This window comes from Mariniflexile aquimaris (genome assembly GCF_042676825.1).
Taxonomy (GTDB): Bacteria; Bacteroidota; Bacteroidia; order Flavobacteriales; family Flavobacteriaceae; genus Mariniflexile; species Mariniflexile aquimaris.
Genome location: NZ_JBHTIB010000002.1, coordinates 686,363 through 699,062 on the forward strand (window position 1 = coordinate 686,363; position 12,700 = coordinate 699,062).

General features: G+C 34.7%; 11 protein-coding genes. 3 read left to right on the forward strand and 8 right to left on the reverse strand.

The genetic code is table 11. The annotated features are described in order from the left end of the window. Positions 1-2: 2 nt before the first annotated feature. Both ACFQ0I_RS03130 and ACFQ0I_RS03135 read right to left on the reverse strand, forming a co-directional pair. The gene (locus ACFQ0I_RS03130; RefSeq protein ID WP_379939247.1) at positions 3-1,487 is read right to left on the reverse strand and encodes a GH3 auxin-responsive promoter family protein; all 1,485 of its coding nucleotides are present in this window, start codon (positions 1,485-1,487) and stop codon (positions 3-5) included. Further along, positions 1,487-2,356, reverse strand: coding sequence for a M23 family metallopeptidase (locus ACFQ0I_RS03135; protein WP_379939249.1), 870 nt, complete (start codon positions 2,354-2,356; stop codon positions 1,487-1,489). Before ACFQ0I_RS03135 ends, ACFQ0I_RS03130 begins: the two co-directional genes overlap by 1 nt. Positions 2,357-2,474: 118 nt before the next feature. Here ACFQ0I_RS03135 and tatA point away from each other — a divergent pair, with 118 nt between their 5' ends. After that, positions 2,475-2,660 carry a twin-arginine translocase TatA/TatE family subunit gene (gene tatA, locus ACFQ0I_RS03140; protein ID WP_379939251.1) on the forward strand — a complete coding sequence of 62 codons (186 nt, stop codon included), beginning with the start codon at positions 2,475-2,477 and terminating at the stop codon, positions 2,658-2,660. 71 nt (positions 2,661-2,731) lie between these two features. Here tatA and ACFQ0I_RS03145 read toward each other — a convergent pair whose 3' ends face one another. The 3 genes from ACFQ0I_RS03145 to ACFQ0I_RS03155 form a co-directional block, all read right to left on the reverse strand. Next, positions 2,732-3,736, reverse strand: coding sequence for a DUF4837 family protein (locus tag ACFQ0I_RS03145; RefSeq protein ID WP_379939253.1), 1,005 nt, complete (start codon positions 3,734-3,736; stop codon positions 2,732-2,734). Between the two features lie 23 nt (positions 3,737-3,759). Beyond that, positions 3,760-5,292: a lytic transglycosylase domain-containing protein gene (locus tag ACFQ0I_RS03150; RefSeq protein WP_379939255.1), complete on the reverse strand. Its 1,533-nt coding sequence runs from the start codon at positions 5,290-5,292 to the stop codon at positions 3,760-3,762. A 231-nt stretch (positions 5,293-5,523) separates the two neighbouring features. After that, entirely contained in the window at positions 5,524-6,711 is a 1,188-nt protein-coding gene (locus ACFQ0I_RS03155) for a phosphoglycerate kinase (protein ID WP_379939257.1), read from the reverse strand. 283 nt (positions 6,712-6,994) lie between these two features. Here ACFQ0I_RS03155 and ACFQ0I_RS03160 point away from each other — a divergent pair, with 283 nt between their 5' ends. Together ACFQ0I_RS03160 and ACFQ0I_RS03165 are read left to right on the forward strand one after the other, a co-directional pair. Further along, on the forward strand, positions 6,995-8,149 hold the full coding sequence (locus ACFQ0I_RS03160) for a DNA polymerase III subunit (RefSeq protein ID WP_379939259.1): 1,155 nt from the start codon (positions 6,995-6,997) through the stop codon (positions 8,147-8,149). Then, positions 8,149-9,072 (forward strand): diacylglycerol/lipid kinase family protein, encoded by a 924-nt coding sequence (locus tag ACFQ0I_RS03165; protein ID WP_379939261.1) that lies wholly within the window; start codon positions 8,149-8,151, stop codon positions 9,070-9,072. The genes ACFQ0I_RS03160 and ACFQ0I_RS03165 overlap by 1 nt, the downstream gene beginning before the upstream one ends. 59 nt (positions 9,073-9,131) lie before the next feature. On the opposite strand, the gene ACFQ0I_RS03170 is transcribed toward ACFQ0I_RS03165, so the two are convergent. The 3 genes from ACFQ0I_RS03170 to mnmG all read right to left on the reverse strand — a co-directional run bounded on the left by ACFQ0I_RS03170 (position 9,132) and on the right by mnmG (position 12,673). Next, positions 9,132-9,647: an OmpH family outer membrane protein gene (locus ACFQ0I_RS03170; protein ID WP_379939263.1), complete on the reverse strand. Its 516-nt coding sequence runs from the start codon at positions 9,645-9,647 to the stop codon at positions 9,132-9,134. 221 nt (positions 9,648-9,868) lie between these two features. Beyond that, positions 9,869-10,735 (reverse strand): class I SAM-dependent methyltransferase, encoded by an 867-nt coding sequence (locus tag ACFQ0I_RS03175; protein WP_379939264.1) that lies wholly within the window; start codon positions 10,733-10,735, stop codon positions 9,869-9,871. Between the two features lie 66 nt (positions 10,736-10,801). Then, complete coding sequence (gene mnmG / locus ACFQ0I_RS03180; protein ID WP_379939266.1) at positions 10,802-12,673, reverse strand: tRNA uridine-5-carboxymethylaminomethyl(34) synthesis enzyme MnmG; 1,872 nt, start codon at positions 12,671-12,673, stop codon at positions 10,802-10,804. Between the last annotated feature and the right edge of the window lie 27 nt (positions 12,674-12,700).

Below are 12,700 nucleotides of genomic sequence, written 5' to 3' on the forward strand. Positions count from 1 at the left end.
GCTTACGAAAATTCTTCAACAATTTTTCTATCGTTCGAAAGTCTCGGGAGCTTGTTTTGTCCTCCCAGCTTCCCAATAGATTTCATGTATTCTTGAAATCCACCAGTTTTTACCTTAGTAATTTTAAGTGGCTGCAAAACTTTACCCTGTATTAAATCGAAATAATAACTGTTTTGCTTTTGAAGTGAATCGTCAATTTTTTTAGCCAATTCTAAAAGGTTTTCTGGTTCGTTTTCGAATTCGATAAACCACTCATGATACGGTAATCCTATGGATGGATTAATTTGCGGCGCTACGGTAAATTCTGTTACTCTTACGTTCGAATTTAAAGTAGCTTCTTGCATTGCCTGCTCCACTTCTTTACCAATAACATGCTCGCCAAATGCCGAAATGAAATGCTTTATTCTGCCAGAAACTATCACACGATACGGACTAGTAGACGTGAATTGTACAGTATCGCCAATATTGTAGGCCCAAAGCCCTGCGTTTGTTGAAATAATCATTACGTAATTAACCCCAACCTCAACATCTTTAATAGTAATACGTTTTGGGTTCTCATTAAAAAATTCGTCTGCTTTAATAAACTCGTAAAAAATACCTGAATTTAGCTGAAGCAGCATGCCTTTTTCATGCTGTTTATCTTGATATGCAAAAAAACCTTCGCTGGCTGGATACAGCTCGATACTATCTACTTTTCTACCTATTAAATTTTCGAATTTGGCTCGGTAAGGTTCGTAATTAACACCTCCAAAAATAAACAGGTTGAAATTTTTAAAAATATCTCCTACTTTTTTGCCTGTCTTTTGTTGCAACTTTTCGAAATACATCTGTACCCACGACGGTATTCCAGAAATAATCGTCATGTTCTGCGGAAGCGTTTCTTCTACAATCGCATCAACCTTAGTTTCCCAGTCGTCTATACAATTCGTTTCCCAAGAAGGCAATCTGTTTTTTTGAAGATATTTTGGTACATAATGCGCTACAATGCCCGAAAGTCTCCCTAACTGTATGCCGTTTTGCTCTTTGAGAATAGGGCTTCCCTGAAGAAAAATCATTTTACCATCAACAAATTTGGTGTTTCCCGTTTCGTGTATGTACATTAAAATAGCATTTCTGGCCGACTGCACATGAAATGGCATACTTTCTTTAGTGATTGGAATGTATTTAGACCCTGATGTGGTACCCGAGGTTTTAGCAAAATAAATAGGCTTTCCTTTCCAAAGTACATCTTCTTCGCCTGCAACGACACGTTCTACGTAAGGCTTTAAATCTTCATAATCTCTAACAGGAACCCGTTTAACAAAATCTTTATGACTATTTATACTAATAAAATCATGGTCTTTACCAAATTGGGTTTGGGTTGCTTCTGAAATTAATTCTTGAAAGACTTTTTCTTGGGTTTCAAGCGGATTTTTTGCCCATTTCTGGATATTTTTATACACACGTTTCGCAAATGGTCTTGCTAAAGCCGATTTTATTGAAATCATTATTTAAAATCTATAAAATTAGTTGGGTTTATGGGATATCCATCATTCCAAAGTTCGAAATGTAAATGTGGTCCGGACGATAATTCTCCTGTATTTCCGGACGTTGCAATCACTTCTCCAGCCTTTACCAAAGCACCTTGCGATTTGGTTAATGTAGCGTTATGCTTATAAACCGATATTAAACCATAACTATGCTCGAGTATAATTACATACCCTGTACTTACCGTCCATTCAGCAAAAATAACTACCCCATCGGCGGTTGCTTTAATTGGGGTATCTTTTGGAACTACAATATCAACTGCATAATGTTTTTCCTTTACGTTGTAAGGTTCGCTAATGGTCCCCTTTACAGGCGGAAATAACACAAAGTTTGAAGCTGATGTCGCCGATTCAAATAGGTTATATTTATCTTCTTTGTTTACTTTTTCTCGTAATTGTATATCTTCAGGTGAAGGTCTTAAGTCTACTTCACTTGCCTCTAACTTCACCGCCTTAATTATAGAATCTTTATCAAAATCTAAACTAGATACTTCGCCTTGAAGCACCTTTTTTATTGATGCATAATAGCGCTCATTCATTACTATAACTTGCTGTAACGAATCGGTCTTGTAATTTAACTCGGTTGCTTTCTTTTTGAGTGCGGTAGACGAATACCCTGGAATATACTCTCGTAACGAGGTGAAAGCTATTAAAATAGTGGTTCCTGCAATTAAAAAAATGGCCGATAAAGAGCCTAATACAAAAACATTTAGCCTATTTAATCGTATAGAAATACGTTCTTCAAAAGTGTCTTCGTTAAGAATCACTAATCGATACTTATCGAGTAGTTTTTTTCGTATTTTTTTCTGTTGGCCTTTTTTATCGCTCATATATCAGACAAAATTAAACAAAATAATTGCATGTAGAGTTAGGTACATGCTAAAGTTACAACTAAAACGATTTTATTAAACTTTAATTATTAACTTTGCATCATTAAATTAAATAATTATGATTTCACTAGGTATATTTTTCGGAGCTATTGGCCCAATGCAAATAGTGCTAATTGTTGTAGTTGTTTTATTATTATTTGGAGGTAAAAAAATTCCAGAATTAATGAGAGGATTAGGCAGTGGTATTAAAGAATTTAAGGATGCTAGTAGAGAAGATGACAAAAAGGACGATAAAAAAGATTAAATCCTCCATTGTATATAAACAAAAAGACCAACTTTTACGAGTTGGTCTTTTTGTTTATAGGTAATTCCTAACTACTTTATTTTAACTGTTTTAATGATAGCCTCTAATTCTAGCATGTAATCGCGCTTTTCTACAGAAGGGGCAAATGCAAAACCTTCAACAATTACCCATCGTTTGTTTATTTTATCGTCGATAGCGTAATTTATAAATGGCCCACCCATAAAATCAGCCTTTAAATCCCAAATACCTTTAGATTCTAACGTTGGCTTATTGTCTAAAATTGTTTCACGAAGAAATGGCGCATAGGCATCTTCTGTGATCATGTAAGATTCAATTTTTTTACCATCCGCTGTCATCTCGCCATCTTGACGCCCTTTGATATAAACTTTACCAATAGAATCTCTTAGCTTAACTATTTGACTTATCAGACTATCGTTTCGCTTAATGGCGTTATAAGGCACATCAAAAATCATTAAATTGGTAGTTCCTGTGGTAATATCTTTTCGAATCCAGAAAAAATTATCAGACTCTATGGCAATTTTATATGCTGACGGAAACTGAATGGTTAAATTTAATTTATTTTCGATTGATTTATATTTATGAGGCGACTTATTCATTTGTCGCTGTCTTTCTGCAAGTTCCTCATTTCTAAAAATGTCTACAATTTTTGATGCATTTTCGTTTATTCCATCAATAATTTCTTGCTTAGATTTCCCTGAAATTACAACTACCTTTTGTGGTTGCGCATACACATTTTCTAAAATTGTTATTCCAGAATTATTGCTTTCTTCAATTTTTAAGATCGTTCTGTTTTTAGTAACAAAACCCGAGAAAACAGATGGAGGAATTTGATTAATAGTAAATAAAGGCTCGTCTTGTGGCAATCCGTAAATTGGAGCCGCTAGCACACCTCTAATTGCTTCGCCAACGCTTCCATCCCACCATTCGTTATCAATAACCACGGATACATGATTAATATTACCTGATGAATCTAATAATATCTCCTTATTAGATACTTTATCTTTACACGATGCTAGCAGAATGAGTGTAAAGATTAAAAAAAGATTTTTTTGCATAATTTAAGTTAGGTTTAAGGAAACTAGCCTTTAGAAATTTTAAGTTTCATTCCCGGTTTTAGTTTTGTACCACTAATACCGTTCCAATCTTTAATATTTTGAACAGAAACTCCAGGAAATTTTTGTGCGATGGTCCACAATGAGTCGCCACTCTTTACGGTATATGTTGTTGTGCTACCAGCAGTAGACTTTGAAGAAGCTGTTTTACTGCTAGTTACCGAAGATGATGAAGCGTTTCGTGGATAAATGGTGAGACGCTGACCGATTCTTAAATTATTGCTTCGTAAACCATTCCATTGTTTTATTTGACTGACTCTTACTGCATATTTTCTAGCGATTAGTCCTAAAAAATCGCCCGACTTCACGCGATATGTTATTTTAGTATCGGCTTCGAAGAACTGAGGCATTGGTTTTTCGCGCTTGTCAAACTCTTCTTTAGCAAAGGCATAAATTTGTTCTTCGTTGGTTACAAAATCGCCAATAACCGTTCTTGGTAATCGCAGTACGTAATTTTCGCCTTTTATAAAAGGAACCACATCAAGTTTATAAGAAGGATTTAAAAACTGAAGTTCTTCAATTTCTACCCCAGTAACTTCAGAAACCTGATCGAGGGTAATCATCTGTTTAACGCGAATAGTGTCTGTTTCAAAGAGTGCAACCTCGGGTTTAGGTTTTGTAAAACCATGTTCTTCGGCATATTCAAAAATATACATGGTTGCTAAAAACGCTGGTAAATAACCCGCTGTTTCACGTGGTAAATGGTTTCTAATATTCCAATAGTTCTGGTAACCTCCAGAGCGACGAATGGCTTTTGTTACATTTCCAGGTCCGGAATTATAGGCTGCTAGGGCTAAATCCCAATCGCCAAAAATTTCGTAAAGTTTAGATAAATATTTCGCCGCAGCTTCGGTAGATTTAATGGGATCGCTACGTTCGTCTACATAACTGCTCACATTTAAGCCATACATTTTACCTGTTGCATACATAAACTGCCATAATCCGGTTGCTCCAACCCTCGATTTTGCTCTTGGTTTTAATGCAGATTCTACAATAGCTAAATATTTTATTTCAAGAGGAAGATCGTAATTATCTAGTTCACGTTCAAACATTGGAAAGTAAAAACCGCTTAAATGAATCAGTTTTTGCAAAGAGCCTCGTCTATGTTTTAAATATGATTTTATTACACTTTCTAAGCCTGGGTTGTACTCTACGTTAAATGGCGTTTTGGCGCTTAAATCGGATAATCTGGATTTTAATAACTCTGTAGATAATTCGGGATAATCAACCTCTTCGTAGGTAAGCTCGGTAATGGAATTATAAATAGTATCGTAAAGTGAATTACTGTATAATTCTTCTAACCATTTTTCGTCGAAATCTGCCGCAAAAACATTATCATCTACCCGTTCTACTAAAAGACTATCTTTTTGATTTTGAATGGTTTTTGCCGTTTGCTGTTTGCCGTCAATACGTGATTCGGTTTTAGTGCTTTTAGGCGATTGCCCAATGCACCATGAAAAATTTAAAAAAACAAGTATTGTAAAAATTCTAAAAGCCATAAAATCAATTCGTTTGGTTACTCAACGATATTCTGGCTAAAATCGTATTTTTTACGCTAAAATAAAAACTTTATTTCCTTTTTGTAAGTTTTTACTTATTATAAAAACGATAAATGCTCCTATTTGTCGGTTTTTTTAATTTTTATTTAACAAAAAAAAGCCGCAAATACACAAAGCTTAAAAAGGCATTCGTGTATTTGTGGCTTATAAAATATAAACCAAAAACTGGTTTTATTCTAAAATTGCAGCAATTCCTGGTAATACAATACCTTCTAAACTTTCAAGCATTGCTCCACCACCAGTACTTACATAACTTACTTTATCTTCGAAACCAAATTGCTTAACAGCAGCAACAGAATCGCCTCCTCCAACTAATGAGAAAGTTCCATTTTTAGTAGCTTCAGCAATAGAATTACCCAAGGCAATAGTTCCATTTGCAAAACTTTCCATTTCGAAAACGCCTAAAGGCCCATTCCAAAGGATGGTTTTACACTGCATTACAACATCGTTAAAGATTTTAATCGTTTTTGGCCCTGCATCAACACCTTGCCATCCATCAGGAATTTTATCTATATCAACTACTTGTGTGTTGGCATCGTTACTAAACGCATCGGCAGCGATAACATCTACAGGAATATGTACTTGTACATTTTTAGCTTTGGCTTTTTTCAAAATCTCTAAAGCCAATTCTTGTTTATCGTCTTCACAAATAGAATCCCCTATTTTACCACCTTGAGCTTTAATGAATGTAAACGACATGCCGCCTCCAATAATTAAATGATCTACAGCATCTAAAATATTTTCGATAATAGTAATTTTTGAAGATACTTTTGCACCACCTAAAACTGCTAAAACCGGTTTTTCGCCAGTTTTTAATACTTTATCGATACTTTCAATTTCTTGAGCTAATAAATACCCAAAACATTTACTTTGTGGAAAAAATTGCGCCACAATTGTAGTAGAAGCGTGTGCTCTGTGTGCTGTACCAAACGCATCATTTACATAAACATCGCCTAATTTGGCAAGTTTTTCAGCAAATCCTTTATCTCCAGCTTCTTCTTCTTTATAAAAACGCAAGTTTTCTAATAATAATACTTGACCTGGTTTTAGGTTTGCAGCAGCAGTTTCAGCCTTTTCACCAATACAATCAGGCACAAATGTTACTTCAACGCCTAAGATATCTTCTACTTTCTTTACAATATGTTGTAATGAAAATTGATCTTGAAAGCCTTTTGGACGCCCTAAGTGAGACATTAAAATACAGCTTCCACCATCTTCTAATATTTTAATAATAGTTGGTTTTGCAGATACAATTCTGGTATCGTCTGTTACTACAAAATTTTCATCTAAAGGCACATTAAAGTCTACACGAATTAATGCTTTTTTGTTTTTGAAATTAAAATCGTTAAGCGTTTTCATTTATATCTATTTTATTTTTTTAAGTATTTGATATACAAAAGTAACTAATTAAAAATAGCTACAAAACCTGTTTTTAAACGAAAACGATGTAGCTTGAAAATAAATTAACAATGTTTCATGTTTTTTGCGTTAGGGATTGAAGTGGCATCCTTTTTTGCCATTAAAAGCAAAAAAGATACAACGGAAAGCCCGACCTTTATTCTGAACTTATTTCAGGATAAAGGTAACGCCCTATTGCTAATTTAGGTTTTACCATCTAACAAAAATTGTGTAGGTTTGTTTCATGCTATTCTCGGAAGTTTTAGGACAAGAACATATTAAAAATCATTTAACACAAAGTGTTGAAAATGGTAGAGTTCCGCACGCGCAATTATTTGTTGGTGCCGAGGGCTGTGGTACCTTACCCATGGCAATTGCTTATGCTCAATATTTGCTGTGTGGCAACACAAATGGCGAGAATACCAATGGTAATGAAGCCTGTAATTTAAAGTTTAACAACATTTCTCACCCCGATTTGCATTTTGCTTTTCCAGTAACTACCAGCGATAAGGCTAAAAGTCATCCCGTTTCGAGTCATTACTTAGAAGAATGGCGCCAACTAATTAAGGAACAGCCTTATGGTAATTTGTTTGACTGGTATAAACTTTTAGGAGTTGATAATAAACAGGGGCAAATTGGTGTTGATGAGGCACAAGATATTGTAAAAGCTTTAGCGCTAAAATCGTACGAAGGTGGTTATAAAGTGATGCTTATTTGGATGGCCGATAAAATGAATACTGCCTGTGCCAATAAACTTCTAAAACTTATTGAAGAGCCACCGAATAAAACCGTTTTTATTCTTATTACGGAAGATGAAGAGCAAATAATAAATACGATAAGATCGCGCTGCCAGGTGTTGCATTTTCCGCCATTAGCTGAAAATGTAATTAAAGACGCCTTGATTAAAAATTACAGTTTAGATTTGGCGGTAGCTACAAAAATAGCGCATCAAGCAAATGGTAATTATAACAAGGCCTGCGATTTGGTGTATCATGATTCTGAAGATTTACAGTTTGAAGAATGGTTTGTTTTCTGGATTCGTAGTGCTTTTAAAGCAAAAGGAAACAAAGCTGCCATTCATGATCTCATCTCATGGAGCGATGATATTGCTAAAACGGGTCGTGAAACACAAAAGCAATTTTTATTGTTTTGCTTAGACTTTTTTAGGCAAGCCATGTTGCTTAATTATAACGCGACAGATTTAGTGTATTTAGAACCTAAAACTTCTACTTTTAAACTGGAAAACTTTGCACCATTTGTGCATAATAATAACATTTTAGAAATTAGCGAAGAGCTACAAGATGCTGTTTATCATATAGAACGCAACGGAAATTCTAAAATTATTCTTACCGACTTATCTATTAAGTTAACCCGCCTGTTACATAAAAAGTCTGAATAATGAGTGCAAGCGCCGATGTGTGGTTTGTTATTATTAATCCAACGTCGGGTAATGGTCGCGCAAAGAAAAAATGGCCCACTATTAAACGCTTATTAGTGCAACATGGGTTCCATTTTAAATACGCGTTTACAGAATACCCTGGTCACGCACAATTACTTGTTAATCAATATATTAAACATAATTTTTCCAGATTCATTAGTGTTGGTGGCGATGGTACTTTACACGGCATTGTAAATGGTATTATGACGCAAACAGATGTGCCTTTTGCAAACATTAAAGTGGGCGTTATTCCGATAGGTACTGGTAATGATTGGGTTAAAACACACCAGATTCCAAGAGATATAGAACGTGCTATTCAACTAATTAAAAAAGAGCAATGTTCACAACAGGATATAGGAAAAATTGAGTTTTTAAATAGCGAGCTCCCTCCTGTTTACTTTAATAATTTAGCAGGAATAGGGTTTGATGCCTATGTTGTTAGCAAGGTTTCTAAACATAAAAATCTAGGTGCCATAGCCTACTTGCTGGCGGCTGTTATTGGTCTGTTTTCATTTAAGAATTTCAATTCTAAAGTCATAATTAATTCTGAAGAAATAAGTGGAAAAACTTTAATGATTCTTATAGGTTTATGTAAATATTCCGGAGGAGGCATGCAACTTACACATCATCCGAATCCGGTTGATGGTTTATTTGATGTTAGCATTGTAGAAAATTTAAGCAAATTCGAGATACTAAAACATCTACCAAAGCTTTTTAACGGTAAGATATATACAGTAAAACAGGTACAACACCTAAAAACAACATCGTTAAAAATTTATGTAGAACCAGATGCATGTCTTTTAGTAGAAGCCGACGGTGAACTTGTAGGAGCGGGCGCTATAGAGCTTAGTCTTATACCCAAAGCGCTTTCGTTTTATTGCTAAAAAAAGCCTCTTTAAACAGGTGTTTAAAGAGGCTTTCGTATTGATTATCAGTTATTTAACTATTTTTTATACTCCTTATTTAATTCTTCTAAAATAGTTTTTGTTAAATCGTTTTCTTCAGCACCATACATTACAGTTGCAGCAGCATCACTAGTACCTAAGATATAAGTATACCCATTCTTTTTACCGTAATCTTTTACGTGTTTTTTAACTTTACTAATTACAGAATCAATTTCAACTTGAAAATCTTGTTGTAATTTTTGTTGCTCCATTTGCATTCTTTGTTGAAGCACTTGTTGTTTTTGCTGTAATCCACCCATTAATTCTTGCGCTTTTGCTTGCGACGATTTTTGAGCCGTTAGTTGAGTTTCTTGAACTTCTAACTGAAACGCTTTACCAACACTATCAGCTCTTTTTCTAAAAGCTTCTTCGATACCTTGATATTTTGTTTCAAGATCTTTCTTTTCTTGATAATCGTTAATAACCGTTCCGTTATTTACAAATCCAATTTTTGCTTGTTGTTGGCATGACGATAGCACTAACATGAATGCAGCTACGTAAAATATATTTTTCATTATTTAATTATTTATGATTCCGACAAAAGTAGTAAAGTAAAGTATATTTCGTGTTGAAAACTCTTGGATTTTAATATATAACATATTTCTATTTTGAAAACAGTTTGTTATAATTAAATACTATTAAAAATGACTTTATAACAAGCTTTTTGACGCATTTTAAAAAATTAGGCGGTAGTTTGGTTGTTTGCACACCTAAAAAGGCTTTAAATCGCCTCAAATTAGTTTTTAGTCGCTTTTATGACATAAATTAACGAAGAAACTTGTTTTGTTTTAACAGAAAACAAATTTGAAAGGGTAGCGACGCGAATTGCATTGAAAAATTTCATTTTTCCATGTTTATATTTTTCAGAAAGCAAACTCACATAAAACGCATCAAAATACATTGGTTTTATTTTTACGAGTTCTAATGAAACTTTGTTTACTAGTTTAGACATGGATGCTTTATTAAAATGCCAAAGGTGTCTAGGAACATCATATGCCGCCCAAAATTCTTTATAATATTGCGCATCGTAACTTTTATAATTTGGAACCGCAATAATTAAAGTGCCGGTAGGTTTTAATAGTTTTTTAAACGTTGCCATATCTTCTTCAAGATTTGGTAAATGTTCCAATACATGCCAAAGTGTAACAACATCAAAACTTTGGGGCTGCAACTTTACTAACTGATCGACATCAAAAACCGAATCCTTATTTTTTTTGTTCGCAATACTTCGGGCCTGCTCATTGGGTTCAACTCCTGTAACCTTCCAATTATTTTGTTTTGCTACTTGAATAAAATCGCCAGTGCCACAACCAACATCTAAAAGTGTTTTAGATTCTGCGTGACAACTTTCTATTAATTTTAATTTTTTCTTTAATGAAATTTTACGAACTAGGTGATAAACTTTTTCAAATAGATTTCGTTTAGCATCGGTATGCGAAATATAATCTTCGCTTTCGTAATAATTAGGTAAATCTTGTGCGGCTGGTTTTGGGAAGGTTTCCAAAAAGCCATATTCTGTATTCTCGATTAATTGAAACATTTCTCCAGAAACGGAATGATCTTTTACTTTTAATAACGGCGTTTTTGATTTTTCTTTAACCACAGATACGAAACTATTATTGATAGAAATTTATGTGTTCCACGTGGAACGTATATTTTTTTACTCCAACTATCGACCCATATATACCAGAAGCACCGATATATCATTTGGTGATACACCGCTAATTCTTGATGCCTGCGAAACCGTAGTAGGTTGTATTTTTTTTAGTTTTTCTCGCGCTTCAAAACTCATCGACTTTATCTGAGAGTAATCAAAATTAGCAGGTATTTTTACATACTCTAGTCTGCTTAATTTATCCGCATTATTTTTTTCCTTTGAAATATATCCTGAATACTTCACCTGGATTTCGGCTTGTTCAATGACTTCATTATCCAAGTCGTTATCTTTGATATAAGTTTCAACTGCTTCAAATTTTCGCATATCTTCTATACCAATATTTGGTCTGGAAAATATTTTAAACATCTTATCCGATTGTCTAATTAATGACGAATCTCTAGATTCTAAAACCGGATTTGCATCTTCAGGCTTTACACTTGTTTCAGCAAAAAACTGAACAAACTTTTCTGCCGCTTCATGCTTCTCCTCCATTCTACGCAAACGCTTTTCACTCGCTAATCCTATTTCGTATCCTTTAGGCGTTAATCGTAAATCAGCATTATCCTGTCGTAATAAGGTTCTGTATTCCGCTCTCGAGGTAAACATGCGATAAGGTTCTTCGGTCCCTTTAGTAATTAAATCGTCAATTAAAACACCAATATAAGCTTCGTCTCTCTTAAGTGTAAACGGGTCTTTTTCTTGAACTTTTAAACTCGCATTTATTCCAGCCATCAAACCTTGTGACGCCGCTTCTTCATATCCGGTCGTTCCATTAATTTGTCCAGCAAAATACAAACCCTCTATAAGCTTAGTTTCTAAAGTATGTTTTAATTGCGTAGGCGGGAAATAATCGTACTCAATTGCATAACCCGGTCTAAAGAATTTTACATTCTCGAAACCTACTACCGAACGCAAAGCTTTGAACTGAACGTCTTCCGGAAGAGATGTCGAAAACCCATTTACATAAACCTCACAGGTATTCCAGCCTTCTGGCTCTACAAATAACTGATGTCTGTCTTTATCAGCAAAACGATTAATCTTATCTTCGATCGATGGACAATAACGAGGTCCTAAACTTTTAATTCTACCATTAAACATAGGCGACCTATCGAACCCTGTTCGAAGTAAATCATGCACTACTTCACTCGTATAAGTCATATAACAAGAACGCTGATTTTGCAATGGTTTTGTTATATCTAAATAAGAGAATTTTTCCGGATTTTCATCACCAGGTTGTTCAATCATTTTTGAATAATCTAACGAGCGTCCATCCACACGAGGCGGTGTTCCAGTTTTCATACGTCCTGAATCAAAACCTAAATCAACCAACTGCTCTGTGATACCTGTAGCTGCTTTTTCGCCAGCTCTTCCTCCCCCAAAATTTTTATCACCAATATGAATTAATCCATTCAAAAAAGTACCGTTTGTTAATACAACGGACTTTGCTCTTATCTCAACACCAAGGGATGTTTTTACACCAACTACCTTATGGTTTTCGATGAGTAATCCCGAAACCATTTCCTGATAAAAATCTAAATTCGGCGTGCCTTCTAGCATTAATCTCCAATCTTCAGCAAAACGCATGCGATCACTTTGAACTCTCGGACTCCACATAGCAGGTCCTTTAGATTTATTGAGCATCTTAAATTGTATCGCAGAGGTGTCTGAAACGATACCCGAATAGCCTCCAAGCGCATCAATTTCTCGTACAATTTGCCCTTTAGCAATTCCGCCCATAGCAGGATTACAAGACATTTGTGCAATATTTTGTAGATTCATTGTAACAAGCAATGTCTTACTCCCCATGTTGGCAGCAGCAGCAGCAGCTTCACTTCCTGCATGTCCTGCACCAACTACAATAACATCGTAAACATCATTAAACATAACTTATATTTTGTATTGTTCCACGTG

What these genes read in the sequence shown, in the direction of transcription:
- ACFQ0I_RS03130 (WP_379939247.1), bottom strand. Translation starts at nt 1,487, where the DNA reads ATGATTTCAATAAAATCGGCTTTAGCAAGACCATTTGCGAAACGTGTG.
- ACFQ0I_RS03135 (WP_379939249.1), bottom strand. Translation starts at nt 2,356, where the DNA reads ATGAGCGATAAAAAAGGCCAACAGAAAAAAATACGAAAAAAACTACTC.
- tatA (WP_379939251.1), top strand. Translation starts at nt 2,475, where the DNA reads ATGATTTCACTAGGTATATTTTTCGGAGCTATTGGCCCAATGCAAATA.
- ACFQ0I_RS03145 (WP_379939253.1), bottom strand. Translation starts at nt 3,736, where the DNA reads ATGCAAAAAAATCTTTTTTTAATCTTTACACTCATTCTGCTAGCATCG.
- ACFQ0I_RS03150 (WP_379939255.1), bottom strand. Translation starts at nt 5,292, where the DNA reads ATGGCTTTTAGAATTTTTACAATACTTGTTTTTTTAAATTTTTCATGG.
- ACFQ0I_RS03155 (WP_379939257.1), bottom strand. Translation starts at nt 6,711, where the DNA reads ATGAAAACGCTTAACGATTTTAATTTCAAAAACAAAAAAGCATTAATT.
- ACFQ0I_RS03160 (WP_379939259.1), top strand. Translation starts at nt 6,995, where the DNA reads ATGCTATTCTCGGAAGTTTTAGGACAAGAACATATTAAAAATCATTTA.
- ACFQ0I_RS03165 (WP_379939261.1), top strand. Translation starts at nt 8,149, where the DNA reads ATGAGTGCAAGCGCCGATGTGTGGTTTGTTATTATTAATCCAACGTCG.
- ACFQ0I_RS03170 (WP_379939263.1), bottom strand. Translation starts at nt 9,647, where the DNA reads ATGAAAAATATATTTTACGTAGCTGCATTCATGTTAGTGCTATCGTCA.
- mnmG (WP_379939266.1), bottom strand. Translation starts at nt 12,673, where the DNA reads ATGTTTAATGATGTTTACGATGTTATTGTAGTTGGTGCAGGACATGCA.